The organism is Variovorax humicola (genome assembly GCF_037889915.1).
Lineage (GTDB): Bacteria > Pseudomonadota > Gammaproteobacteria > Burkholderiales > Burkholderiaceae_C > Variovorax > Variovorax humicola.
Window position 1 is genome coordinate 1 of sequence record NZ_JBBKZV010000002.1, and the last position, 24449, is coordinate 24449.

Sequence of the window (24449 nt, forward strand, 5' to 3'; positions counted from 1 at the left end):
GCACCCTTCGCCATCGCGTCTTCCAGCGCCTCGGTCATGTAGGCCGTGCGGTGCAGGCCCGGCAGCGGCGTGATGCTCACCCCCGCCTCCCACGGCATGCCGACCTTGAGCTTGCCCAGCTCCTCGGTGAAGCGAGCCACGAAGCGCTCCACGATCGAGCGGTGCACGATCAGCATCTTGAGCGCCGTGCAACGCTGGCCGTTGAACGACAGCGCACCCAGCAGGCACTCCTTCACCGCCAACTCGATGTCCGCATCGGGCAGCACGATCGCCGCGTTCTTCGCGTCGAGCCCGAGGATCGCCCGCAGGCGGTGCGACTTCGGATGCTGCTTCTTCAGATGATCGGCCACCTTGCTCGAGCCGATCAGCGCCAGCACGTTGACCTTGCCCGAGGCCAGCAGCCGCGGCACCACGACCGCGCCCGGCGCGTAGATGGTGTTGATGACGCCCGCCGGAAAGGCCGTGCGAAACGCCTCCAGCAGCGGATGGAACAGCAGCGTGCCGTACTGCGGTGGCTTGAACACCACCGTGTTGCCCATCAGCAGCGCGGGAATCAGCGTCGCGAAGGTCTCGTTCAACGGATAGTTGTACGGCCCCATGCACAGCACCACGCCCAGCGGCGTGCGGCGGATCTGGCCGATGGTGCCCTCGGCGATCACGAAGCGCGAGCTGCCGTTGTCCAGATCCTTCAGCGCCTCGATGGTGGCCTGGATGTATTCGACGGTGCGGTCGAATTCCTTGCGCGAATCGGCCAGGCTCTTGCCGATCTCCCACATGATCAGCTTCACGATGAGTTCGCGCTGCTGCGCCATCTGGCGCACGAACTCCTGCATGCAGCCGATGCGCTCGGCCACCGCCATGGTCGGCCACGCGCCGCGTCCGTTGGCATAGGCGGCCACGGCGGCGTCCAGCGCGGCATCACTCTCGGCCTCGCCCATCACCGGGTAGCTGCCGATCTCGACCTGCTTCACATCGCCCGTGGCCGGATCGCGCGTGCAGACCGGCGACAGCACCGTCTTGCAGGGGCCGTTCCATTCGATCAGGTCGCCACGAATCAGCGAGTGCCGCTGGTGTACCTGTTCAGCCAGGCGATGCTCGGCCGGGATGTCTTCGGGTGTCGGGAAGTGCTGCGCGAGATGCTCGCGGCGGTCGGAGGTCGTCATCAGGTGGTCCTTTGGTGGATTGCCGGGCAAGCCTCGACTGGTGGAGGCGCGACAGCCGGAATCGGGAAATCAATGAAACGGCGAGTCTTTGTGAAACCGGTTTCATTCAAGGGCGAAAACGTTCCCGCGGACCGGGCGATCCGAATTGCCGGGGGATGTTGAAACAGGCGGGCCTACCGGGTCGCGAGCGTTGCTACGCTTGCGGCCGGCCTGCCCCCCGGAAGCTTTTCACTGCAACTTGGGCAGATCGACGCCGAGCCACTTGCGGTACAGCTTGTTGAGTTCGCCGTTGGCCGTGTTGCGGGCGACGAACTCGTTGATGTTCTTGAGCAGGTCGTCCTGCCCCGGTTTCATCACGATGCCCATGAACTGCTGGCGAAGCACGAACTTCTCTTCGTAGGCGCCCGGCACGCGCTTGGCGATCTGGTTGGCGACGATGGTCGGGCAGCCGATCGCGTCGACCTGACCGGAGATCAGCGCCTGCATGGCCGAAGAGTCGTCGTCAAAACGGCGGATCTCGGTGCCCTCCGGCGCAGCGGCAGTGAGCGCCACATCCTGGGTGCTGGCGCGCGTGACCCCCACGCGCAGGCCCTTCAGGTCGGCGGCTGTCTTGATCGGTGTCTTGACCGTGCCGTACAGCACGATGGTGGCGGCTGAATAGGGAGTGGAGAACTGCACCTGCTTCGAACGCTCCGGCGTGATGGCCAGAACGGCCACCAGCACGTCGACCTTGTTGGTGAGCACGTAGGGGATCCGGTTCGGGCCCGTGACCGTCACCATGTTGACCTTCACGCCCCAGTCCTTGGCGAGCAACCTGGCGACGTCCGCGTCATAGCCGTCAGGCTGATTCTGGGCGTTGGTCGTGGCGAATGGCGGGACATCGACCATCACGCCCACCGTGATTTCGCCCTTCTTCTTGATGTCGGTCATGGATTGGGCGAGAGCCGTGAATGCGGGCAAGGCCAAGGCCATGGCGAGGCCCGAAGCAAACAAGGCGCGGCGGAGCGTGAAGCGAGTCATGTGGTCTCCTGATGTGGAAACCCCATTGTATGAAACCGGTTTCAGTCATGGCTCAGGGATTTCCCTAGGATGCGGTTTCCTTGGTGTTCAGCGGCGGATTTCGACCCGCCAGACCGGGCCCATCCGGCGGGGTACACCACGCAATGGCGTGGTGCTCTCTTCCACGCCGACCGGTCAAGCAATCGCGTGCGCGCAGGCTGATGCGGTCGCTACCCAGGCTCTCCAGCCGCTCGACGGCGTGCGGTCATGCATTCCGTCCAATATCGCGTTAGACGTGCAAAGTGGCTGCAGCAGGTCTTCGCGCGCGAACAGCATTCGGCACAGGGGCGCATCGAAGCGAACCGGGCAGCCGAAGGCGCGCACCTGAGGACTGGGGTCCAGCGGCGCAGGATGTATGAACTCCACGGCCAGCGGCGCAAGCGTGCGGCGCAGATTGGCGCGCACCCGTGCCAGCAATTCCCCGGCGCCGAAAGGCTTGGTCAGGTAGTCGTCGGCGCCGGCATCCAGCGCGGCGATCTTGTCGGCTTCGTCGGTGCGCGCGGACAGGACGATGATGGGCACGCCGGACCATCCGCGCACGTCGCGGGTCAACGAGACGCCGTCGCCGTCAGGCATGCCCAGAGCCAGCACCAGCAAGTCCGGGCGCCGCGTGCCGGCCGCCGAGAGGCCGTCGCGCAATGTGCCCGCTTCATGGACCCTCCCAGTCGTCCCCCTCCAGTGCACCGCGCACAAAGCGGCGAATCTGGGGTTCATCCTCGATCAAGATGGCGACACGATGGGTCAAGGTCGAATTCTCCCGTTACTTTTCGGCGGGCTCATCCACGGACACTGGTGGCTTGCGCCTGGGCAGCGTCACGGCAAACTCGGCGCCTCCATCCGCTGCGTTCCCAGCCGTGATTTCGCCGCCGTGCGCGTTGACCACCGCCTTGCAGATCGCGAGGCCGAGTCCGACGCCCGGCGTGATGGACTCGGCTTGGCCGCGTGTGAATTTCTCGAACAGGTCTTGCGCGTTACCTTGCGTGGGCGCCGGCAGGCCCGGCCCATGGTCGCGCACCGTGAGCACCAGGCTTGCCGGCGTGACGTGTGCACCGACCATCACCGGCGGCTTGCCATATTTCGCTGCGTTCTCCAGCAGGTTCACCAGCACTCGCTCGATCAGCACCGCGTCGAATTCGACCAGTGGCAGATCGGGCGGCAACGCCGTCTGCACGACGATATCCCCCAGCGCGGGCCGCGCCGCGCGGATGGCCGAGCCGACCACCTCCTCCACCGACTGCCAGTCGCGCCGCAGGTTGACGGCGCCGCCGGCAATGCCGCTTTCAAGCCGCGCCATGTCCAGCAGGTTGCTCACCAGCGCATGCAGTTGATGGGCCTGCGCGACGATCGCGCGCGCCATCTCGCCCATCCGGCCTTCGGCCTCCGGCAGCGACTGCAGCGATTCGGCCAGTGCGATGAGTGCCGTCAAGGGCGTGCGCACGTCGTGCGAGATCGCGCCGAGCAGCGCGTTGCGCAGCCGCTCCGACTCCATCTCGACCACCGCCTGCTGCGCCACCTCGACGTAGTGCACGCGCTCCAGCGCGATCGCGATCTGGCGCGCCAGGGTGTCGAGTTGCTGCGCCTGCTCCGGAATCAGCAGCCAGCGTGCCTGTGCCGGTTGGAGCGCGAGCACGCCGCGAACCCGCATCGGCGCTTTCAGCGGCACATAGTGCCAAGGCTGCGCCGCCAGTGTCGATGTCGCGAGGCCGGCCGGCTGCCCTTGCCGAAACGCCCAATCCGCCACGGAAGGATCGAAGCCGGGCGGCGGCTGAGCGGGCATCACCAACCTGTCGCTTGCGTCGGTCACCAGCACCGCCGCGCTGCCGCCGAAATGGCCCTGCACCGCGGCCGCTCCGAGGGCGGCCACCTGCGCGCTCTCAAGCGCCGCCGACAGTTCGCGCGTGAGCTCGAACAGCGATTGCGCGCGCCGCTCTCGACTCGCCGACACGCCGGCGGAGAAGCGCAGTCCCGCGGTGAGTTGCCCGACCAGCAGGCCCACGCCGAGCATGACCGCGAAGGTCACCACGTACTGCACGTCGCTGACGGCGAACGAAAAGCGCGGCGACACGAAGAAGAAATCGAACCCCGCCACATTCAGCATGGCGGCGAGCGCCGCCGGGCCCCGGCCGAGCCGCACCGCCACGACGACGACGCCGACCAGGAAAAGCATCACGATGTTGGTCAACTCCAGCACGCCGACCAGCGGCATGGCCAGCAGCGTGATCGCCACGCTGATGCCGGCAGCCCATGCATAGCCGGGCCAGCGGGCACGCGGGCGAGCGAGGCTCACCACGCCATCCTCGCTGTCGGGCCGCGCGGGGCGTCCATTGGCCAGGCGACGCGACTTTTCCGCACGCGCGACCTCGACGATGTCGATCCCGGTCGCATGGCGCGCAATCTCGCGCGTCAGCACGGACGAGGGCCACCAGCGCATCCACCCTTGCGCCGGCTCGGTGCGCCCTACCACCATGGTGGCGCAATTGAGCCGCTGCGCCTGCGCCGCGAGTTCCCTGGCAATGTCGACGCCGGTGAGTACCGCCGTCGCCGCACCCAGCTCTTCAGCCAGCTTGAGCATCGCAAGAATGCGATCGCGATGCGCTGCGGCGAGGCGTTGCAGGCGCGGCGTCTCGACGTAGGCCGCATACCAGCGCACGTTGAGCTGGCCCGCCAGCCGGGCTGCCGTGCGCACGGTCTGACCGGCGCCTTCGTGCGGACCCACGCAGGCAAGGATGGCGCCCGAGGTGTTCCACGCCGGCGGTCCCGCGTCGCCCTGGGGACCGGATTGCTCGACACGCCAGCCGCGCACGTCGTCTTCCACGTGTTCGGCCGTACGGCGCAGCGCGATCTCGCGCAGGGCAATGAGGTTGCCCTTTCGAAAGAAGTTCTGCGCAGCGCGCTCGGCCTGCTGTGGCAGGTAGACCTTGCCGGCGGCGAGCCGGGCGGTGAGCTCGTCCGGGGTAACGTCGACCAATACCACCTCATCGGCCTCGTCCAGCACCGTGTCGGGCACGGTCTCGTTCACGCGAACCCCCGTGATGGCGCCCACCGTTCCATTGAGGCTCTCGAGGTGCTGGACGTTGATTGCCGACCAGACGTCGATGCCGGCGGCCAGCAGCTCCTGCACGTCCTGCCAGCGCTTGGCGTGACGCGATCCGGGCGCGTTCGTATGCGCGAGCTCGTCGACCAGGAGCACCGCGGGGCGGCGCGCCAGCGCAGCGTCAAGGTCGAATTCGGCCAGCTGGCGGCCACGGTAGGCCACTTCGCGCAAAGGCAGTGTGTCCAGGCCGGTCAACAGCGCCGCGGTTTCGCTGCGGCCATGCGTTTCCGCCACGCCGATCAACACGTCGCGCCCTGCAGCGCGCTCGCGCCGCGCGGCGCTCAGCATGGCCCAGGTCTTGCCGACCCCGGCATTGGCGCCGAAGTAGATGCGCAGCTTGCCGCGCTGCGCGCGTTCGTCCTCGGCGCGCATCTGCGCCAGCAGTGCGTCGGGGTCGGGGCGGCTCAGGTCTGTCATCTCGGCTGGGGTCTCCTTGGCCTCTCGGCGAGCCTTGCATCTGCACCAGCAAAGGCGGGCGCCCTTTGCAATTGGCAATCGCCCACTCGCCGGGGCGATCCAGAACTCCTCCACCTCGCATGCTGATCGCAAGGTCGCTCAACGTTCAGGTTTCGGGTGACGGCGCCGACGTCGGTAAAGACGATGGCCCTTAAGCGCCTGAGAGTCCTTCATCGTGTCGCCACTGCGCGGCAAGGGAGGTTCCTTGAGGTGGTGATTCCGCCGCGCAGTGCGCGACACAACGAACCAGGCGAAGAGCATCGGCAGAAACACGACGGCCAGCGCGCACAGCACGTTCAGGATGTCAGCCGCCACCATTGCGCCCCTCGCAACACGCGAGATGCCCGGGCCGCGGTAGCAGGCGCCCAATCTCGCACGAAGTCACCGCGTCCATCAGGGCGTGCATTGCCTGCTCCTCAGGGCGCGGCGTCCAAGGCGTCGAGCGCCAGATTCAACTCGAGTACGTTCACGCGCGGTTCGCCGAGCAGCCCCAGGAACGCACGTTCGGTGTGCTCGTTGATCAACTGTTCGACGCGGTCGGCCGGCAGCTTGTGCTCACGCGCCACGCGTGCCGCCTGGTAGTGCGCCGCGGCCGGGCTGATGTGCGGGTCGAGCCCGCTGGCCGAGGCGGTGACCAGGTCGATCGGCACCGGCACCGTGTTGCCCGGGTCCGCCGCGCGAAGGGCCTCGACGCGTCCCTTGACGGCGTCGACCAGCGCAGGATTCAGCGGCCCCAGGTTGGATCCGCCAGACGCACCCGCGTTGTTGGGCATCGGCGAGGTGGCTGACGGCCGGCCCCAGAAGTGCTTGGGATCGCTGAAGCTCTGGCCGATCAGCGCCGAGCCGACCAGCGCGCCGTTGCGCAGCACCAGGCTACCCGCGGCTTGCGCGGGAAAAACGGCTTGCGCGGCACCAGTCACCGCCAGCGGATAGACGATCCCGGTGAGCGCGCTGAGCAGCACGAACAACACCAGTGCGGGACGAAGCATGTTCTTCATGATGAGGATCCTCAGACAAGACCGACGGCGACAAGCACCCAGTCGATGAGCTTGATGCCGACGAAAGGCACGACGAGGCCGCCCAGGCCGTAGATCGCGAGATTGCGGCGCAACAGCGAGGCCGCGCCGATGGGCCGATAGCGCACGCCCTTCAATGCAAGCGGGATCAGGAACACGATCACCAGCGCGTTGAAGATCACCGCCGACAGGATGGCCGACGACGGGCTCGCCAGCTTCATCACGTTGAGCGCGCCAAGTTGCGGATAGGTCGATACGAAGATCGCGGGGATGATCGCGAAGTACTTCGCCACGTCGTTCGCGATCGAGAAGGTGGTGAGCGAGCCGCGCGTCATCAGCAGCGCCTTGCCCGTCTCGACCACTTCGAGCAGCTTGGTCGGGTTCGAATCCAGGTCGACCATGTTGCCCGCCTCCTTCGCAGCCTGCGTGCCACTGCCCATGGCCACGGCAACGTCGGCTTGCGCGAGGGCCGGCGCGTCATTGGTGCCGTCGCCGGTCATCGCGATGAGGCGGCCTTCGGCCTGGTACTTGCGGATCAGCGCGAGCTTGTCCTCGGGCGTGGCTTCGGCGAGGAAGTCGTCGACGCCGGCTTCTGCCGCGATGGCCGCTGCCGTGAGCTTGTTGTCGCCGGTGATCATCACCGTCTTGATGCCCATGCGGCGCAACTCGGCAAAGCGCTCCTTGATGTCGGTCTTGACGATGTCCTTCAGTTCCACGATGCCGAGCACGCGGTTCCCTTCGGCCACCGCCAGCGGCGTGCTGCCGCGGCGCGCGACTTCGTCCGCTGCACGCGCCATCGCCGGCGGCAAGCTGCCACCGATGGATTCGACATGCTTGCGGACCGCTTCGACCGCGCCCTTGCGGAGAACGATGGGCTCCACCCCCAGGCTGTTCGGCGCCGCGGGAAGGTTGACACCACTCATGCGCGTCTGTGCCGTGAAGGGCACGAAGTGCGCGCCCTCGATCGCCGAATCGTCGGTACCGCTGCGACGGGCGAGTTCGACGATGCTTCGACCCTCGGGCGTTTCGTCCGGCAACGACGCCAGCAGCGCGGCACGCGACAGGCGTTCGGCTGTGACACCCGGTGCCGGCAGCAGCGCCGTGGCCTGGCGGTTGCCGTGCGTGATGGTGCCGGTCTTGTCGAGCAACAGCACATCCACGTCGCCCGCGGCTTCGACCGCACGGCCGGACGTGGCGATCACGTTGGCCTGCATCATCCGGCTCATGCCGGCGACACCAATGGCCGAGAGCAGCCCACCGATGGTGGTGGGGATTAGGCACACCAGCAAGGCCACCAGCGCCGTCAAGGACACCACCGTGCCCGCGCTCGCCACGCTCACGCTGAACACCGAATACGGCAGCAGCGTGGCCGTGACGACGAGGAAGACGATCGTGAGGGCGACCAACAGGATCGTGAGCGCAATTTCGTTGGGCGTCCTCTGCCGCTTGGCGGCTTCGACCATGCTGATCATGCGATCGAGAAAGGACTCGCCCGGATTGACCGCGATGCGAACGACCAGCCAGTCCGACAGCAGGCGCGTGCCGCCGGTGACGGCCGAGAAGTCGCCGCCGGCTTCGCGCACCACGGGGGCGGATTCACCGGTGATGGCGCTTTCGTCGACCGAGGCGACGCCTTCGATGACCTCGCCGTCGAGCGGGATCACGTCATGCGGCTCGACCAGGACGACGTCGCCCTTGCGCAGGTCGAGCGCCTGCAAGGGCAGCCATTTGGCGCCGTGGAAGGGCTGATCCAGCTTCTTGGCCCAGGTCTCCTTGCGCAGGCCACGCAGCGATGCTGCCTGGGCCTTGCTGCGACCCTCGGCCAGCGCTTCGGCAAAGTTGGCAAACAGCACGGTGAACCACAGCCAGATGGACACGGCCAGCACGAAGGCCGGTGGCATGCCGGTGTCGCCCGGAAAGCTCATCGAATGCACCCACAGCAGCGTCGTGAGGATGCTGCCGATGTAGACGATGAACATCACCGGATTGCGCCACTGCACGCGCGGGCTCAGCTTGGTGACCGAGGCCCACAACGCGGGACGCAGCAAGGCCGCGTCGAACAGCGATAAGGAAGTATTCGTTTTCATGTCAGTGTTCCACAGGGGGATGCTCATTTCCAGAGCATCAGGTGCTCGACCATCGGGCCCAGGGCCAAGGCCGGCACATAGTTGAGCAAGCCCACCAGCAGCACGGTGCCGATCAAAAGCGTCACGAACAGCGGCCCGTACGTGGGCATGGTCCCGGCAGTCTCCGGGAGCCGCTTCTTGGCAGCCAGTGCACCCGCGATGGCCAGCACCGGCACGATCACGCCAAAGCGGCCGAACCACATCACGACGGCGAGCAGCGCGTTGTAGAAAGGCGTGTTGGCCGACAGACCCGCGAAGGCGCTGCCGTTGTTGTTGCCGGCCGAACTCATCGCGTAGAGGATTTCCGAGAAGCCGTGCGCGCCGGGGTTGGCGATGCCCGCCTTGCCGGCCTCCGCGATCACGGCGATGGCCGTGCCGGCCAGCACCAGGATGGGCGTCACCAGGATCGCGATCGAGGTCAGCTTCATCTCGTAGATCTCGATCTTCTTGCCGAGGTACTCCGGCGTGCGGCCGATCATCAGCCCAGCAATGAACACCGCGAGGATCGCGAAGATCAGCATGCTGTACAGGCCGGTCCCGACGCCGCCGAAGACGACCTCGCCGAGTTGCATCAGCACCATCGGCACCATGCCACCCAGTGGCGTGAAGGAATCATGCATCGCGACGACGGCACCGCACGAGGCCGCGGTCGTGATGGCCGCGAACAGCGCCGAAGCGTTGATGCCGAACCGAAGCTCCTTGCCTTCCATGTTTCCGCCGGCCTGCAAGGCCGATGCCGCCTGGTCGACGCCGAGCGGCGTCATCAGCGGATTGCCGGCCTGCTCCGCCGGCGTGACCGCGATCACCGCCACGACGAACATGACCGTCATGGCCGCAAGGATGGCCCAGCCCTGTCGCTTGTCGCCGACCACGCGTCCGAAGGCAAAGCACAAGGCTGCCGGGATCAGGAAGATCGCCAGCATCTGCACGAAGTTGCTGAGCGCGGTTGGGTTCTCGTAGGGATGCGCCGAGTTGGCGTTGAAGAAGCCGCCACCGTTGGTGCCGAGCATCTTGATCGCTTCCTGCGATGCGACCGGTCCCATGGCGAGCGTCTGCGTGGTCGTCGTCGCGGCTTCCATCACCGGGTTGCCCTGGGCGTCCTTGACCGGTTGGCCCTCAGAGTCGAGCTTGGGGTTCTGGTAGGCCGTGGCCTCCACAGTGGTGACGGTCTTGTAGGCGTCGAAGTTCTGGATGACGCCCTGGCCGACAAAGAACACGGCGATCACGAACGAGATCGGCAGCAGCAGCCACGCGGTGATCCGCGTCAGGTCGACCCAGAAGTTGCCGACGAAGCCCTTGCCGTCGGTACGGCGTGCCGCAAAGCCGCGTGCCAGCGCGAACGCGACGGCGATACCGGTCGCGGCCGAGAAGAAGTTCTGCCCCGTGAGTCCGAGCATCTGCGTGAGATAGCTCATCGTCGATTCACCGGAATAGCCTTGCCAGTTGGTGTTGGTCACGAAGCTCACCGCCGTGTCGAACGACGAGTCCGCGGACACCGCCGTCATGCCGGCGGGATTGAGGGGCAGCAAGCCCTGCAACCGTTGCAGGCCATAGACGGCCAGGGCGCCGATCGCGTTGAAGGCGAGCAACGCGAAGGCGTAGCTGCGCCAGTGCATCGAATCGTCCGGCTTCACGCCAGCGAGCTTGTACAGCGGCGCTTCCACGCGCTGCATCCAGCGCGGCAAGTGGCCATCGCAGAGCGCTGCCAGGTAGCGGCCCAGCGGCCAGGCCAGCAGGCCCAGGACGACGAGGTAAAGGGCCAACAGGCCCCAGGCGGAGGCGTTCAATTCAGAACTCCTCGGCGCAGATCAGCGCAAAGACCAGATACGCAAACAGGATCACGGTGAGCAGCCCCGCGAATCCGTAGAGAGCTTCGAGGCCGATCATGAGCGCTCCTTTTTCGGGGATTCGAGCTTGTGCAGGCCGACTACGGCCTCGTACAACACGAACCAGAATGCCGCTATCGCGGCGATCCATACGATGTCCATCAATCACACTCCTGAATCAGAGAACGCCATGATTCTGGAAAGACGTGCGTAAAAACGGTGAACAGAGTGGGGAGTGCGCCGTAAAGAAAGCGTAAAAATGCGATCCCGGCAACGGCCTTCAGAGCCAGCCGGCCCGGCGAAACCGGTAATGCAGGTATGCGCAGATAGCGATGATGACCAGCAAGGCGACGGGGTAGCCGTCTTCAGATGCACAGCTAGATGGCCTGCATCGAACGACCACGGCGTTGTGCTCTATTCGGCCGCACCGATCGTGAGCGTGATCTCGCCAACGCCCGCGACGCTGCCTTCGATGCGGTCGCCTGGCTGCAACGCACCGACACCTTCGGGTGTGCCGGTGAAGATCAGGTCGCCGGGTTGCAGGTGATAGAACAAGGAGAGGTCCGCGATGATTTCGCGGATGTTCCAGATGAGCTTGTCGAGGTCCGACTTCTGGCGCGGCTGGCCGTTGACCGTCATCGCGAGTTCGCCCTTGTCGAGTACCCGGCCTTGCATGGGCACGACCTCGGACACCACCGAAGACGCTTCCACGTCCTTGCCCAGGTCCCAGGGACGGCCCTTGTCGCGCGCCACGAGTTGCAGGTCACGCCGCGTCATGTCGAGGCCGCACGCATAGCCGTAGACAAGTTCGTGCGCATCCTCCTGCGCCACGCGAAAGCCCGGCGCACCGATGGCCAGCACCAGTTCCATTTCGTGGTGATAGTTCTTCGTCTCGGGCGGGTAGGCCACGGTCGCGCCGGACTCCACCAGCGTCTGCGGCGACTTGGTGAAATAGAACGGCCGCTCGACGCTCTTGTCGACGGGCTTGCCCATCTCGACCGCATGCGCGTGGTAGTTGCGCCCGACGAAGAACAGGCGGTTGATCGGCAGGCGTTCCGCCTTGCCGCGCACCGGCAGGGATTGGACGGGCGGCGGATTCCAGAGAAAGCTGGTCATGGTGTTTCGAGAAGCGTTGCTGATTGAAAAGAGGCCAGCGGCGAGAGCCCGACCGAAGGACGAGGCCTGCCCGCAACTATTGGAAAAGCAGCACGAGGCCGTACACGACGCCCATCACGATCATCGGCACCAGAAGACATGGCATGACAAACAGTCCCACGCCGAGCTTTTCGTGGTGCGCTTCAACCAATTTCCAGATCTTCATTTCGAGTCTCCTGCGGATGGAAGAAAGCCTGGCAACGATTCGTCCCCAGGCCGCCCGGTTTGCTCGCCGCCGCATGTGCGGCGACGGGCATTCGCCGTTCACCGAGTCGCAAACGTGGGAGCGCGACCTTGGCGCTTGATGTCGATGCTGAACGCGCCCGCGCCGTATGCCACGACCTGGATCAGGCCACCTGCCATGGCCAGGTTCTTGAGGTAGTGGAAAAGTTGGTTCTGGTCACCGAGGGCGTGATGGAAGATGAGTGCCGAAACGATCGAGAACACAGCGAGCCCGGCCGCGACGACGCGCGTGCGGTAGCCAACCAGCAACAGGATGCCGCCGGCCAATTCGATGACGATGGAGGCGAGGTAGCTCAGCAAGGGAACCGGGAGTCCGACTGAGGCGATGTATCCCTGCGTCGCTTCGGGTGCAGCGATCTTGCCGAGGGCGCTGACGACAAAAATGGCAGCGAGCAGGATGCGCCCTGCGAGAGGAAGCGCGGTGGTGTTGTTTGAAGAAGTCGAGTGCATGATGGGTTCCTTGGTTGAAATAACGATTGACGGAGAAAAAGATGTGTGCCGGCACGCTTGGCTAGCGCAGGCGACCTTCGGCACGAAGCCGCTTGCCGATGCGCGCGATCTCCGCCTCTCCCTTGCGGAGCGCTTCGGTCGATGTGTGCACGGAGTAATACCCCAGCACAAGATCGTGCGGATGCCTGACCGCAGAGGCGAAGATGAAATCGGTGGCGCCCTCGGCGGTAAATTCGAGCGCGTCTTCCGACCGGTCGAACACCGCGAGTTCGTTTTCGACGCGCTCTCCCGACACGTGCAACGCCCCTTCGTTGACGTGCACCCAAGCCACGGTATGGCCCGACGGCGGGTCATGGCGCCAGCGCTCACCCGAGGACAACTTGACGTGCAGGAGATTCAGGCCCGCAGGCGCGTTCACCAGACTCTGCGCACCGTCCTTGCCACCCAGGACGATCCGCGCCGGTCCCGCGCGCGGAACCGAGGCGGCCGGCAGATACTGGCTCTCCGGGTCGCCGTTTTCCAGTTCGCGAGGCAATGCGACCCAGATCTGATAGCCACGGAATCGACCGGTGCCGGATGGGCTTGCGTCGTGCCAGATGCCATTGCCGGCGCGCATCCATTCCACGCTGCCGCCGGACAAGACGCCCGCGGCGCCGGTGGTGTCTTCGTATCGCAGGTCACCCGAGAGCAGGACGGTAATCGTCGCAATGCCCGAATGGGGATGCATCGGAAACAAGGCTCCGCCAGAGGGCGTGAAATCGAAATAGTCGAGGAAGACGAACGGCTTGATCAGTTCGCCGATGTCCGATGGACTCACAACCCTGAGGACGGGTCCGTGAGCACGACCCCGTGTGCGCGCCACGATCTGGCGCCGGTCGGCGACCGCAATGTCTGTTGCCTGGGACGGGCGAACCGGCGCATGCTGGTCCCCACTTGTCGCGTATGCCATTCAAGATCCTTCAAGAGCTGAGATGCCTGAAGGTTACGAGTTGGACTTATGCAGCGGAAGCCTATATCTTTCGATGAAATCCATCTACAGGAGCGATAGATGCTTGACGGCGTTTCCATGGATCAATTGCGAACCTTCATTGCAGCGGCGGATGAAGGAAGTTTCTCGGCAGCCGGTCGCAAGCTGCGAAGAGCCCAATCGGTCGTGAGCCAGACGCTCGCAAACCTCGAGGCGCAGATCGATGTCCAGTTGTTCGATCGGACCGCGCGCTATCCGGCCCTGACCGAGCAGGGCATTGCTCTTCTTGCCGAGGCACGGATGGTCGTCCACGGCATGGACGGGTTCAAGGCGAAGGCGCGGACCATCGCCGAGGGACTGGAGCCTGAACTTTCGGTGGTGATGGACGTGATGTATCCCATGGACTCCCTGACGATCGCCGTCGGATTGTTCCGTGCGGCCTTTCCGCACACGCCGTTGCGGCTGTATGTCGAAGCGCTGGGCGCGGTCGTTCAGCCGGTGATAGAGGGAACTTGCCGCCTCGGCATCATGGGATCCATGCCTGTCGTGCCGGATGCGGTCGACGCGGAAAAGCTTCTCGACGTACCGATGATGTCGGTGACCGGACCGTCGCATCCCCTCGCACGCCGCAAAGGCGTGCTGCGGATGCGCGAACTCGAGCAGCATGTGCAGTTGGTACTGACCGACCGCACCTCGCTGACCAATGGAAGTACCTACGGTGTCTTCTCACCATTGATCTGGCGCCTGGCCGATCTTGGTGCGAAGCATTCATTCCTGCGAGCGGGCTTCGGGTGGGGCCACATGCCCGTCGCCATGGTGAGCGATGACCTGGCTTCCGGCGCCCTGGTGCAGATCCACATCGAAACCTATTACCCCCGCACGCCGCCGATTGCGATGCTTGCCGTCTATCGCAAGGACTCGCCGCCGGGTCCCGCGGGACGCTGGTTCCTGGACCATCTCAAGCAGACTGATTCGTCGCAATCTCGAGCCTGAAGGCGCGCGGACTGCTGCCGTAAGTCGCCTTGAACATCCGGCTGAAATGGGCCGGATCCTTGAATCCGACGGCGTAGGCAATATCGGTCAGGGATCGATTCGCGGCCGCCGGTGACAGCAATGCCCTGCGGGCGGCTTCGAGGCGTTCGTGCCAGATCCAGCCCGACAGGGTCAGCTTCTCGTCTTCGAAAAGGCGATGCAGGTAACGAGGCGACAGCTTCACCGCCGCCGCCACCGAATCGATCGAAAGCTCGGGGTCGAACATGCGTTCCTGCACCAATGCCTGCACTCGATGGCGGTGGTACTGCTCGAGGTGGCTCGGCACCTTGACGTGCGCCTGCGACATGGTGCCGATCGTGGCACTCAAGAGATCGACCAATGCATCCGCTACGCCGGCCGCGCTGCCGTGATCGAGGTCACCCGCGGTATCGTGAAGCGTTTCCAGCACGCCGAGAAAGATCCTTCCCGCGCCGCTCGCACCCGAGATCGGGCAAGACGTGAATCGCTGCGGATCGCGTATCGAGGCGCGCAGGACGTTGCCTGGGACCTTCAGAACCTCGTGATGAATGCGATGCGGAAAACGCATCGTGTAGGACCGACCGCCGTCGAGAAGAACGAACTCCCCTTTTCGCATCCATCCTTCTCGCCCGTCCTGCTCGATCCAGCTCTCGCCGTCGCGCTGGACCATCACGAAGAACGAGTCCTCGCTGTCGCGATGGAGCTGTCGATTCGTTCGCAGTACGGCGTGACCCTCGACCAGCACCTCGGCCAGGTCCAGCTTGCCTTCGGCGTGCTGAACGATACGGCCATCGAATCCCTGGCGGCCGTCCTGCGGCGGCTCGACGTCGAGATGCATGAACACGCCGCAGATGGCTTCTGTCCAGTAATCCAACTGCTGCGCTGCAGGAACGGTGTCGGTACTGAGGGTGATGGACATCGGGTTCGCTCTTATCCAAGTTTCACTGCGCGCTCGTGCAAGACGGATTTTCTGCGCGCCATCAAAGTTGCTGGAACGGCATCCCTACCTATGAACCCTTCCATGTTCCGCAAGAGCGCCATGCAAATCAATAGCAAATCCCCGCATCGCGCACTGGGCGGAGGGTGCCCGTGTCCATCCATCGACCCCTAAGGAGACAGATCATGCGAACGATCGAAGTACCCGTATTCATAGTCGGCGCCGGACCGACCGGCCTCACGGCAACCTGCCTGCTGCGCACGCAGGGTGTCGAGACACTCACCATCACCCGCTATCCGGGCACGGCGAACTCGCCCAGGGCGCACATCACCAACCAACGGTCGGTCGAAGTATTTCGCGACCTTGGCATCGAGGAGCGAATCGTCCAGGCGGCGAATCCGTCGCATTTCATGAGCAACAACGTGTGGGCGACCAGTTTTGCCGGCACCGAGATTGCGCGCCTCCAGAGTTGGGGCAACCTGCCGGAACGCAAGGCGGACTATGAACTCGCCAGTCCGAGCGCGATGTGCAACATACCGCAGCACGTGATGGAGCCGATCCTGCTCGACGTCGCAAGAGAGCGCGGAGCGAAGTTCCTGTTCAACACGGAACTGCTCTCGATGCGGCAGGACGCCGATGCCGTGCACTCGATCTGCCGTGATCGCCTGACCGGCGAAGAATTCGAAGTCGTGTCTCGCTACGCCATTGGATGCGATGGCGACAACAGCGTGGTCGCGAGTTCCATCGGCTTCGAGATCGAGGGTGAGATGGGCTTGGGCGCAGCGCTCAACGTCTGGCTCGAAGCGGATCTGACCAGGTATGTCGCCCACCGCCCGGGCGTCCTGTTCTGGATCACGCAGCCCGGCAATGACTACTTCGTCGGCAGTGGCACCTACATCTGCGTCAAGCCGTTCTCCGAATGGGTGATGGTCTCCATGTACGACCCGGCCGCTGGCGAGCCCGACCTGAGCGAGGAGGCCCTGATCGCCCGGGCCCGCGCGACCATCGGCGACGACAAGGTGCCCGTCAGGATCAAGGGCGTTTCGAAATGGACCATCAACCGGATGGTCGCGAAGACGATGAACAAGGGCCGTGTACTGATCGCCGGCAATGCCGCGCATCGTCATCCGCCCACCAACGGCCTGGGCAGCAACACCTCCGTGCAGGACGCCTTCAACCTGGCCTGGAAACTGGCGCTGGTCCTGGATGGCAAGGCCGGCCCGGAGTTGCTCGACACGTACACGCACGAGCGTCATGCCGTCGCGCAGCAGGTGGTCGACCGGGCGATCCGGTCGATGGAGAACATGCTGCCGATCTCGAAGGCCCTTGGCTTCCGTCCGGGCCAGAGCGAGGCCGAGGGCTGGGCCAATGTCGACGAATTGTTCAGCGACGGTCGCAAGGGTCGGGAACGGCGCCAGACCCTGCAAGAGGCCGTTGACCTCCAGAATTTCCAGTTCAATTGCCACGGTGTGGAGTTGGGCCAGGTGTACGAGTCCCGGGCAGTCGTTGCCGACGGTCGCCCGCGTCCCGTACCGGCGCGCGATCCGGAGCTCTACTACAACGCGACGACCTATCCCGGCGCCAGCCTCCCCCATGTCTGGCTGCAGCAGGGCCTGAAGAGGGTCTCCACCCTGGACCTGGTCGGCAAGGGCCGCTTCACGCTGCTGACTGGCGTCGGCGGCGACGGTTGGCGCGACGCCGCGGCATCGGTGGCGGAACGCCTTGGCATCGACATCGACGTGAGGTCGATCGGTGGCCCGAACTGCGATGCGCACGACGTGGACAGGCGCTGGCACAAGGTCTCGGAAATATCCGATTCGGGCTGCGTGCTCGTGCGCCCCGACCGTCACATCGCGTGGCGGCAGCACGACATCCCCGGCGCGCCGGCAGAACGCCTGACAGACGTGATGCACGGCCTGCTCGCGCTGACGACAACCGTTGAACTCATCTGAAGGAGACGACCATGTCCTGGAACTACGCCGGCGATTCACGCTACGGCATTCACTCGATCGACCACTTTGCCCTCGAAGTGCCTTCGCTTGCGCAGGCAAGCGCCTTCTTCTCGAGCTTCGGCCTGGAGGTGCGCAGGGTGGCCGATCACCTCGAGCTGAGGGCCGCGGGCCAGCAGCACGCCTGGGCGCGCATCCATGAAGGGCCGTACAGGCGCCTGGCCTATTTGAGCCTCAGCTGCTATGCGGAGGAATTCGCGGGGTTGTCGGCGCAACTCGACGCGGAGGGTGCCCGCGCTGCAACCGCCCTCCCCTACACGGACGGGCGTGGCAGATGGTTCCTCGATCCGGATGGGAACCTGGTTCAACTCAAGGTCGGGCCCAAGACGACTCCTTCAGGCATCTCGACGCGCGAAGACGCTGCCCGCCGCGGCGGGCAGCGCGCCGCACAGCCACGCAGCCAGGCCCATCGCGTGCAGCCTCGCCGGCTCTCCCACGTCGTCCTGTTCACTTCGAACGTCGACAGGTCGCTCCGGTTCTATCAGGCCGCGCTGGGGTTGCGGCTGTCGGATCGCTCGGGCAATGCAGTGGCCTTCACGCATGCGCGCCACGGCTCCGACCACCATCTGATCGCATTCGTCTCGGGCGGCTCCAAAGGCTGGCATCACAGCGCCTGGGACGTGGCCAGCGTCAACGAGGTCGGAGCCGGCGCAGAGCAGATGCGCAAGGCAGGCTACGCGGAAGGCTGGGGCACGGGCCGTCATGTACTCGGCTCGAACTACTTCCACTACGTGCGCGACCCGTGGGGATCATTCGCCGAGTACTCGGCCGAGATGGACTTCGTTCCGACCGGCACGCAATGGTCCGCTGCCGATCATCCTCCAGAAGACTCGCTCTATCTGTGGGGGCCCGACCTGCCGGCCGATTTCGTCAGGAACACCGAATTCGTCCCGTCGGACGAAGACACCGATTCAACAACCCCAATGGAAAAGGACGCCAGATGATTCCCATCACTTCCACCGTGCCCGCTTTCGAAGCAGAGGCACCACATGATTCCGCCCGCCCCAAGGGCTATGAATGGAAAGCCGTCACGCTGATGTCGCTAGGCCTGGGCCTTGTCGGCATCGACCGCTTCATCATCGTCCCGCTGATGCCGGTCCTGATGCGCGACCTGCATCTCGACTACCAGGATCTTGGACACATCACCGGCGCCTTGGCCATTGCCTGGGGCTTCGCCTCACTGCTGACCGGCAACCTTTCCGACAGGTTCGGATTCCGGCGCGTGCTCGTGCCCGCACTGATCGGCTTTTCGTTGCTCGCGGGCCTGAGCGGGCTTGCAACCGGCGTGGGCAGCCTGATCGTCATCCGCGCGGCCATGGGTCTCGCGGAGGGCGCTTTCACACCCGCCAGCATCATTGCCACCATGGACGCCTCGCCGCCGCGGCGGCATGGCCTGAACGTGGGCATCCAGCAGACGATGCCCGCCCTCTTCGGACTTGGACTCGCGCCGATCGCGGTCACCCAACTCTTGAAAGTCATGGACTGGCCGTGGATCTTTCTGCTGGTCGCAGTGCCCGGCATCGTCGTTGCGCTGCTGTCGCAAAAGGTGCTCCGGCAGCCGACTGCGCGCGAAATCGCTTCGCACAGCATGACGCACGACGCGGGGCAGCATCGCTGGCATGAAGTCTTCAGGTACCGCAATGTTCCGCTGGCGGTCCTGTGCCAGTTGTTCTGGCTCACCTGCATCGTCGTCGTGGCCGCGCTGTTTCCCAACTACCTCGTCGACTACCTGCATCTCGGCATGGACCAGATGGGCTTCATCCTCTCCTCGCTCGGATTTGGCGGCGCGATCGGCGCGCTGACGCTGCCTGCCTTGTCCGATCGCATCGGACGAAAGCCTGTCATGCTGATTTCGGCAGCGGGAGCCTTCGCGTCGTTCTGGTTCTTTCTGCATGCGGGAGCGCAGCCGGGCATCCTGTTCGTTTGCCTGTTCATCGCGATGGGCTGCCTCTACAGCCTGTTGACGCTGACGGTCGGGCCCATCACCGCGGAAGCTGTTCCGGCGAAGCTCATGGCCACCGGAACGGGAATGGTGATCGGGATCGGCGAGATCTTCGGCGGCGGCCTGGCGCCGGCATTGGCCGGATACATTGCCAAGAATTTCGGGATTCAGCACGCTGTGACCATGCCGCTCTGGGCCCTCGCGATCGGCGTGGTCGTGATCCTGTCGCTGAAGGAAACGGCACCTACGCGGCAGCGTTGATCCGCACTCCCGAGAATCAGCAGGCGCGCGCCGGGGATTGCCCCGGCGCGCGCTGTTGCTTGGCGGATCGGTCGGCACAGGCGCGGCCGGACACGGAGAGGCCCGGCACTGCGACAACGGCTGGTCCATTGCTCCTGGTGAAGAGATGCTCGACGAAGTGATGAGCACGCCGCGATGCATCATCGAGCGCGTGGAGTCTTGGGTGAGATACCAAGGGGTCACGTCGAGGGCTGTCGCGCGAGATGGGTGTCGGTCGGTTCTGGTTGTTGCAGACCATGGGGTTGAGCGCGACGAGAGCGCCGATGAATACGCAGAAGACGGTTCAAGCCATGGTTCGCGATGTCTTTCACGCCGGCAACACCATCGGCCACGCACCCGGTTCGACCAGCACCCATTCGAGTTGCCCCTCCGCTTGCATGCCCCAGGCGCACGCGTCGGGCCCCCGGCAGTACCAGGCCACCGTGCCGTTGCCAGGCGGGATATGTTCGGCCAGAGTGGGCAGCGCCTCCCCGCGCTTGAAGTGACAGGGCATCTGCACTGCGCTCCAGTCGGCCTGCCACTGACCGCTGCGGTCGGCTATCTGGGGCAGCCAATAGCCAGTGAAGTGGGCGAACTCGCGCGCTGTCCTTCCCCAGGACCTGCCATGTGGGTCCTCGCGCTTCTCATTGGCAGGAGGGGTGGCGTTGCCGGTGAGATGTAGCCGTCCGGAATGTGGGCGCGCGACCCTGCCGGACTTCGAGGCCGGCTCACACATCGACGTGCATGTGCCATGCGGCTGGCGCCGGGCGTGGGCGTGGGCTTGGCCGCGGGGATCGGCAGGACGGTCTTGGCGGCCTCGATCAGGCTCACAGGCTTGCTGTCAGCGCCTGTGAGCGTGCCCTGGCGCTGCGCCTTGACCCAGTTGAAGAGCGTCTGCTCCACCACGCCCAATGTGCGGGCCGCCGCCGCGCTGCTCTGCCCCCGTCGACCAGCCGCAACGCATACGCACTCTGCTCTTCGCTGAATCTGGACCTTTTCATTGCTTCTCCTTGCACCCCTCGGGGGCCACCGGAAGCAACCGTACCTCTAGTTTTGAAAAGTCCGGAATTCGGGGGAGACGTCAAAACGCAAGACGCACGCATTGAAGCGAGAGGCGGCCGGTGAAGAAGGACACGACCGCGCTGGGGATTGCTTGCATATGGACCCCGCTGAAAGCGAGCGCAGCTCTTTCACTCCAGGGTCGCTCGCGCCAGGAACGGCGCCAGCTGCTCCCTGGCCATCTCAGGTGTCACGACGTCGGCCGGGTCCAGCTTTTCGTAGGTGTAGCTCTCCGGATCGTCATAGATTCGTTCTGAAATCAGCTTTGGCCTCGCATCGTTGGTGTAGCTGAATATCTGGAACAGATGGTGGTTCATGAGGTAGTGCGCGTCGGGATCTGCGTCGATGTCGTGGTCCTTGAGGCAATGACCGGGCACCACGTGCGTCCAGACCGCCTCGGTGGTGACGCCGTAGTCTTCCACGCCCATGTTCATCGTTCGCGCGCCCATCACGTTCTGCCTGGTTTCGAAGGCCTCCCTGTAGAAGCCTTCCACGGCGGCCTTGCCCGACAAGACACGCATCTCGCGACGATCACCCACGCGATACATGGGTTGGTCGACCGTCAACTCGGGCACGATGATCTGGTCCCAATACCCCGCGACCTCCAGCAACAAGTGACGCAAGTAGTTCTTCAGGATGGCCCTGTGCAGGGGGTTGTGCGTCTTCTCGAGGAAGAGTTCGACATTCCTCGGCCATTCGGTCACGTCGAACCGGGGTGGAATGACCAGCCGTGTCAGCGCGTCGTCGGTATTCAGCGTCCGATTCTGTTCGCTCAAAAATGAAGATCCCATGATGCTTCTCTCCTGTTCGGCGCCCGGTTGCCAGGACGCATTGGTTGATGAAATCGTTGTCGCGCTCGGGCGCGCCTCTAGAACTTCACCGAGTCCCGCCCCTTCAAGCCCAGCATTGCGCGTGCCTCGTCGGGCGTGGCCACTTCCAGCGAGAGCGCCTCGATCACTGTCCTGATGCGGCTGACCTGGTCGGCGTTCGAGTGGGCCAGGCGGCCGGGCCCATCCCACAAGGAGTCTTCCAGCCCCACGCGCACATGGCCCCCGATGGCCGCGGCCATGGTCGCCATCGGGATCTGATTGCGCCCCGCGCCCAGCACCGACCATACGTAGGCGTCACCGAACAGACGCTCGGCGGTCCGGCGCATGTGCATCAGGTCTTCCGCATGCGCGCCGATGCCGCCACGCAGGCCGAAGACGGACTGGATCAACAGCGGCGCCTTGACCAGGCCGCGGTCCAGAAAGTGCGCGGCAGTGTAGAGATGGCTGATGTCGTAGCACTCGATCTCGAAGCGCGTCTCGTTGGCCGAGCAGGCCCTCAGGATGTGCTCGATGTCCCTGAAGCTGTTGCGAAACACCAGGTCGTCGCTGTTCTGCAAGTACGGGCGCTCCCAGTCGTGCTTGAACTCCTTGAAGCGGTGCAGCATCTCGTAGAGTCCGAAATTCATCGAACCCATGTTGAGCGACGCGACCTCCGGCGCGAATTGCAGGGCGGGCTGCAGGCGTTCTTCGACGCTCATCGTCGGGGAGCCGCCGGTCGTGAGATTGACGACCACGTCGGAGGCCTCCCGAATGCGCGGAAGGAACTCCCGAAACAGCGCGGGATCCTGCGACGGCCGCCCGTTCGACGGATCGCGTGCATGAAGGTGCACGATGGCCGCGCCCGCGCGGGCAGCACCCAGGGCAGCCTCGGTGATCTCGGCTGCCGTCACGGGCAGGTAGGGAGACATCGAAGGCGTGTGGATTGCGCCCGTGATGGCGCAGGTGATGATGACCTTGCGTGGTTGGGACATGAGTTCCCTCAATCGCCGTCGACGATGGAATTGGAGAGAAGGCCGACGCCTTCGATCTCGACCTCGCAGAGGTCACCGGCCTTCATGAAGATCTGCGGATTGCGTGCAGCGCCGACGCCGGAAGGCGTACCGGCGATGATGATGTCGCCGGGTTCCAGCGCGAAGGGTTCCGAGCAGACGGCGATCAGCGTGGCGACATCGAAGATCATGTCGCGCGTGTTGGCGTCTTGCAGCACCTGGCCGTTGAGGCGCGTTTGCAGCCGCAGCCCCGAGGCACCTGGCGGCAGTTCATCGGCGGTGACGAACTCGGGTCCGAAGGAACCCGACCGGTCGAAGTTCTTTCCCATCATCCATTGGGCGGACTTCGTCTGGTAGTCGCGGATCGACCCGTCGTTGAATACCGAAAAGCCGGCCACGTGCTCCAGCGCACGTGTCTTGTCGATGTACCGGCCCGCCTTGCCGATCACCACCAGCAGCTCGCCTTCGTAGTCGAACTGGGTCGACACACGAGGCCGCACGAGCGGTGCGCCGTGCCCAACCCATGAGCTCGGATAGCGATGGAACAGCACCGGGTACTTCGGCGGCTCGAAGCGGCTCTCGGCCACATGGTCCACGAAGTTGAGACCGACGGCGATGGCCTTCGCGGGTGCAATGACGGGAGGCAGAAACGCGATGTCCGAAAGGTGAACCCGGGTGCGGGCCGTTGCGCCTGCGCGCGCTGCTGCTTCCAGACCGGCAGGCCCGGCGCGCAGCAACTCGTCCAGCGTGGACGGCAAGCCTTCCGCCGTGAGATTGACAATTTCCTGGCCGAGGCGCAGGCCGAGTGCAGGCTGGCCTGCGTTGCTGAAAGCTAGGAGTCGCATGGTGCACTTTCCATTTCTGCCCGGAACGGGTCGTCAAACAAGGATGGGTAAGCCTGAGCGGCGTCGAGCGGCAATGTCTGCATGCGCACGCGCTGCCTCTGCGATGGGGTAACGCGCGACTTCGATCTCGCCGAAGACGCCCCTGCGAAATGCATCGAACAGTTCGCCCGTGGCGATGGCCACCGAAGGGCCCTTGACGTACTGCGGCATGCCGCCACCCGCGACGCGAATGCCGCGTGCGGCAAGCAGCGCCTGGTCCATGGACGGCTGCCCCGAGGCGGCGCCGATGGTCAGGATCGCTCCGCCGTCGCGCACTGCGGCGACGGATGAAGCGAACGTCGCGCGGCCGACGAACTCGTAGACGACGTCCACGCCATTCGGCGCAAGCGATCGAATATTCGCTGCAAGCTCAGGGTCATCGGAGCGCATCGCATGATCGACCACGCCCGCGACTTGCGCCAGCTTGTCGGCGGACCCAGCCGTGCCGATCACTGTCGCGCCCAGTGCCTTGGCCCAGCGCGAAATGAGCGACCCCACACCGCCGGAAGCGCCCTGCACCAGCACGATCTCGTTGGCCTTCAACTGGTAGAGCGCGCGAAGCCCCATCCAGGCCGTCAACCCCTTGGCCATGATGGAGGCGGCCTGCGCGGTCGAGATGTCCTCGGGCAGCTTGATCAACGCGGACGCATCGATCAGGCGAACGGACGCATAGCTGCCTGGCACGAAGAAGTAGCCGACCCGATCACCGACTGCCAAGCCCCTGACGCCGGGGCCGACTGCCTCGATGACTCCGGCAGCCTCCACGCCAGGAACGAATGGCAACGGAACCCCGAAGCTGCCGTCCCGAAACGCCGTGTCGACGAAGTTCACACCGATGGCTTCCTGGCGCAGCCGCACCTGCCCTTGGGCGGGCGCACCGGGTTGCTCTTCCTCGACTTGCAGCACCGAAGGCGGGCCGTATTGATGCACGCGAACGACCGTGGTCATGTTCTT

21 protein-coding genes and 2 pseudogenes are annotated in these 24449 nt (G+C 64.9%); 4 read left to right on the top strand and 19 right to left on the bottom strand.

All coding sequences use genetic code 11. The features are described from left to right. The 12 genes and pseudogenes from WKW80_RS03750 to WKW80_RS03810 form a co-directional block, all read right to left on the bottom strand. Nucleotides 1-1163, bottom strand: a 1163-nt coding sequence (locus tag WKW80_RS03750; protein ID WP_340362214.1) for an aldehyde dehydrogenase family protein, incomplete at its 3' end; no start/stop codon positions are given. 228 nt (nt 1164-1391) lie between these two features. Then, nucleotides 1392-2183: a transporter substrate-binding domain-containing protein gene (locus tag WKW80_RS03755; RefSeq protein WP_340362215.1), complete on the bottom strand. Its 792-nt coding sequence runs from the start codon at nt 2181-2183 to the stop codon at nt 1392-1394. Between the two features lie 174 nt (nt 2184-2357). Then, nucleotides 2358-2967: pseudogene (locus tag WKW80_RS37275) on the bottom strand (response regulator). Between the two features lie 15 nt (nt 2968-2982). Next, the gene (locus tag WKW80_RS03770) at nt 2983-5733 is read right to left on the bottom strand and encodes a DUF4118 domain-containing protein (RefSeq protein WP_340362216.1); all 2751 of its coding nucleotides are present in this window, start codon (nt 5731-5733) and stop codon (nt 2983-2985) included. Nucleotides 5734-6188: 455 nt separating this feature from the next. Beyond that, nucleotides 6189-6770 carry a potassium-transporting ATPase subunit KdpC gene (gene kdpC, locus WKW80_RS03775; RefSeq protein ID WP_340362217.1) on the bottom strand — a complete coding sequence of 194 codons (582 nt, stop codon included), beginning with the start codon at nt 6768-6770 and terminating at the stop codon, nt 6189-6191. 11 nt (nt 6771-6781) lie between these two features. Further along, nucleotides 6782-8875 carry a potassium-transporting ATPase subunit KdpB gene (gene kdpB / locus WKW80_RS03780; protein ID WP_340362218.1) on the bottom strand — a complete coding sequence of 698 codons (2094 nt, stop codon included), beginning with the start codon at nt 8873-8875 and terminating at the stop codon, nt 6782-6784. A 23-nt stretch (nt 8876-8898) separates the two neighbouring features. Next, nucleotides 8899-10701, bottom strand: a complete 1803-nt coding sequence (gene kdpA, locus WKW80_RS03785) for a potassium-transporting ATPase subunit KdpA (RefSeq protein WP_340362219.1) — start codon at nt 10699-10701, stop codon at nt 8899-8901. Between the two features lies 1 nt (nt 10702). Then, a complete protein-coding gene (gene kdpF / locus WKW80_RS03790) occupies nt 10703-10801 on the bottom strand; it encodes a K(+)-transporting ATPase subunit F (RefSeq protein WP_340362220.1) in 99 nt (32 codons plus the stop codon). 353 nt (nt 10802-11154) lie between these two features. After that, nucleotides 11155-11856 (bottom strand): fumarylacetoacetate hydrolase family protein, encoded by a 702-nt coding sequence (locus WKW80_RS03795; protein ID WP_340362221.1) that lies wholly within the window; start codon nt 11854-11856, stop codon nt 11155-11157. A 76-nt stretch (nt 11857-11932) separates the two neighbouring features. After that, nucleotides 11933-12061, bottom strand: coding sequence for a hypothetical protein (locus tag WKW80_RS03800; protein ID WP_340362222.1), 129 nt, complete (start codon nt 12059-12061; stop codon nt 11933-11935). A gap of 98 nt (nt 12062-12159) precedes the next feature. Beyond that, nucleotides 12160-12588 (bottom strand): DoxX family protein, encoded by a 429-nt coding sequence (locus WKW80_RS03805; RefSeq protein ID WP_340362223.1) that lies wholly within the window; start codon nt 12586-12588, stop codon nt 12160-12162. A 61-nt stretch (nt 12589-12649) separates the two neighbouring features. After that, nucleotides 12650-13537, bottom strand: coding sequence for a pirin family protein (locus WKW80_RS03810; RefSeq protein ID WP_340362224.1), 888 nt, complete (start codon nt 13535-13537; stop codon nt 12650-12652). A gap of 99 nt (nt 13538-13636) precedes the next feature. Between WKW80_RS03810 and WKW80_RS03815 the strand changes: the two genes are divergently transcribed. Next, nucleotides 13637-14548 carry a LysR family transcriptional regulator gene (locus WKW80_RS03815; protein WP_340362225.1) on the top strand — a complete coding sequence of 304 codons (912 nt, stop codon included), beginning with the start codon at nt 13637-13639 and terminating at the stop codon, nt 14546-14548. Here WKW80_RS03815 and WKW80_RS03820 read toward each other — a convergent pair. Continuing rightward, nucleotides 14514-15485, bottom strand: a complete 972-nt coding sequence (locus WKW80_RS03820; RefSeq protein WP_340362226.1) for an AraC-like ligand-binding domain-containing protein — start codon at nt 15483-15485, stop codon at nt 14514-14516. The genes WKW80_RS03815 and WKW80_RS03820 overlap by 35 nt on opposite strands. Before the next feature lie 203 nt (nt 15486-15688). Between WKW80_RS03820 and WKW80_RS03825 the strand changes: the two genes are divergently transcribed. Genes WKW80_RS03825 through WKW80_RS03835 form a run of 3 tightly spaced genes read left to right on the top strand, consistent with a single transcriptional unit; the run spans nt 15689 to nt 19715 of the window. Next, on the top strand, nt 15689-17455 hold the full coding sequence (locus tag WKW80_RS03825; RefSeq protein ID WP_340362227.1) for an FAD-dependent monooxygenase: 1767 nt from the start codon (nt 15689-15691) through the stop codon (nt 17453-17455). Between the two features lie 11 nt (nt 17456-17466). Then, on the top strand, nt 17467-18456 hold the full coding sequence (locus WKW80_RS03830) for a VOC family protein (RefSeq protein ID WP_340362228.1): 990 nt from the start codon (nt 17467-17469) through the stop codon (nt 18454-18456). Beyond that, nucleotides 18453-19715 (top strand): MFS transporter, encoded by a 1263-nt coding sequence (locus WKW80_RS03835; protein ID WP_340362229.1) that lies wholly within the window; start codon nt 18453-18455, stop codon nt 19713-19715. The genes WKW80_RS03830 and WKW80_RS03835 overlap by 4 nt, the downstream gene beginning before the upstream one ends. 346 nt (nt 19716-20061) lie before the next feature. Here WKW80_RS03835 and WKW80_RS03840 read toward each other — a convergent pair whose 3' ends face one another. From WKW80_RS03840 to WKW80_RS03865, 6 genes and pseudogenes are all read right to left on the bottom strand, one after another. Next, the gene (locus WKW80_RS03840; protein WP_340362230.1) at nt 20062-20247 is read right to left on the bottom strand and encodes a hypothetical protein; all 186 of its coding nucleotides are present in this window, start codon (nt 20245-20247) and stop codon (nt 20062-20064) included. Nucleotides 20248-20558: 311 nt separating this feature from the next. Then, a pseudogene (locus tag WKW80_RS03845) lies at nt 20559-20734 on the bottom strand (transposase); the annotation flags it as partial. A gap of 189 nt (nt 20735-20923) precedes the next feature. Next, a complete protein-coding gene (locus tag WKW80_RS03850; protein ID WP_340362231.1) occupies nt 20924-21583 on the bottom strand; it encodes a hypothetical protein in 660 nt (219 codons plus the stop codon). A gap of 77 nt (nt 21584-21660) precedes the next feature. Further along, on the bottom strand, nt 21661-22593 hold the full coding sequence (gene kce, locus WKW80_RS03855) for a 3,5-dioxohexanoate:acetyl-CoA acetone transferase (protein ID WP_340362232.1): 933 nt from the start codon (nt 22591-22593) through the stop codon (nt 21661-21663). Nucleotides 22594-22601: 8 nt separating this feature from the next. Further along, nucleotides 22602-23456: a fumarylacetoacetate hydrolase family protein gene (locus tag WKW80_RS03860; RefSeq protein ID WP_340362233.1), complete on the bottom strand. Its 855-nt coding sequence runs from the start codon at nt 23454-23456 to the stop codon at nt 22602-22604. 33 nt (nt 23457-23489) lie between these two features. Continuing rightward, a complete protein-coding gene (locus WKW80_RS03865) occupies nt 23490-24443 on the bottom strand; it encodes a zinc-binding dehydrogenase (protein ID WP_340362234.1) in 954 nt (317 codons plus the stop codon). Nucleotides 24444-24449 lie beyond the last annotated feature (6 nt).

Coding starts and splice junctions, on each gene's coding strand:
- WKW80_RS03755 (WP_340362215.1), bottom strand. CDS start 2,183: ATGACTCGCTTCACGCTCCGCCGCGCCTTGTTTGCTTCGGGCCTCGCC.
- WKW80_RS03770 (WP_340362216.1), bottom strand. CDS start 5,733: ATGACAGACCTGAGCCGCCCCGACCCCGACGCACTGCTGGCGCAGATG.
- kdpC (WP_340362217.1), bottom strand. CDS start 6,770: ATGAAGAACATGCTTCGTCCCGCACTGGTGTTGTTCGTGCTGCTCAGC.
- kdpB (WP_340362218.1), bottom strand. CDS start 8,875: ATGAAAACGAATACTTCCTTATCGCTGTTCGACGCGGCCTTGCTGCGT.
- kdpF (WP_340362220.1), bottom strand. CDS start 10,801: ATGATCGGCCTCGAAGCTCTCTACGGATTCGCGGGGCTGCTCACCGTG.
- WKW80_RS03795 (WP_340362221.1), bottom strand. CDS start 11,856: ATGACCAGCTTTCTCTGGAATCCGCCGCCCGTCCAATCCCTGCCGGTG.
- WKW80_RS03800 (WP_340362222.1), bottom strand. CDS start 12,061: ATGAAGATCTGGAAATTGGTTGAAGCGCACCACGAAAAGCTCGGCGTG.
- WKW80_RS03805 (WP_340362223.1), bottom strand. CDS start 12,588: ATGCACTCGACTTCTTCAAACAACACCACCGCGCTTCCTCTCGCAGGG.
- WKW80_RS03810 (WP_340362224.1), bottom strand. CDS start 13,537: ATGGCATACGCGACAAGTGGGGACCAGCATGCGCCGGTTCGCCCGTCC.
- WKW80_RS03815 (WP_340362225.1), top strand. CDS start 13,637: ATGCTTGACGGCGTTTCCATGGATCAATTGCGAACCTTCATTGCAGCG.
- WKW80_RS03820 (WP_340362226.1), bottom strand. CDS start 15,485: ATGTCCATCACCCTCAGTACCGACACCGTTCCTGCAGCGCAGCAGTTG.
- WKW80_RS03825 (WP_340362227.1), top strand. CDS start 15,689: ATGCGAACGATCGAAGTACCCGTATTCATAGTCGGCGCCGGACCGACC.
- WKW80_RS03830 (WP_340362228.1), top strand. CDS start 17,467: ATGTCCTGGAACTACGCCGGCGATTCACGCTACGGCATTCACTCGATC.
- WKW80_RS03835 (WP_340362229.1), top strand. CDS start 18,453: ATGATTCCCATCACTTCCACCGTGCCCGCTTTCGAAGCAGAGGCACCA.
- WKW80_RS03840 (WP_340362230.1), bottom strand. CDS start 20,247: ATGCCCTGTCACTTCAAGCGCGGGGAGGCGCTGCCCACTCTGGCCGAA.
- WKW80_RS03850 (WP_340362231.1), bottom strand. CDS start 21,583: ATGGGATCTTCATTTTTGAGCGAACAGAATCGGACGCTGAATACCGAC.
- kce (WP_340362232.1), bottom strand. CDS start 22,593: ATGTCCCAACCACGCAAGGTCATCATCACCTGCGCCATCACGGGCGCA.
- WKW80_RS03860 (WP_340362233.1), bottom strand. CDS start 23,456: ATGCGACTCCTAGCTTTCAGCAACGCAGGCCAGCCTGCACTCGGCCTG.
- WKW80_RS03865 (WP_340362234.1), bottom strand. CDS start 24,443: ATGACCACGGTCGTTCGCGTGCATCAATACGGCCCGCCTTCGGTGCTG.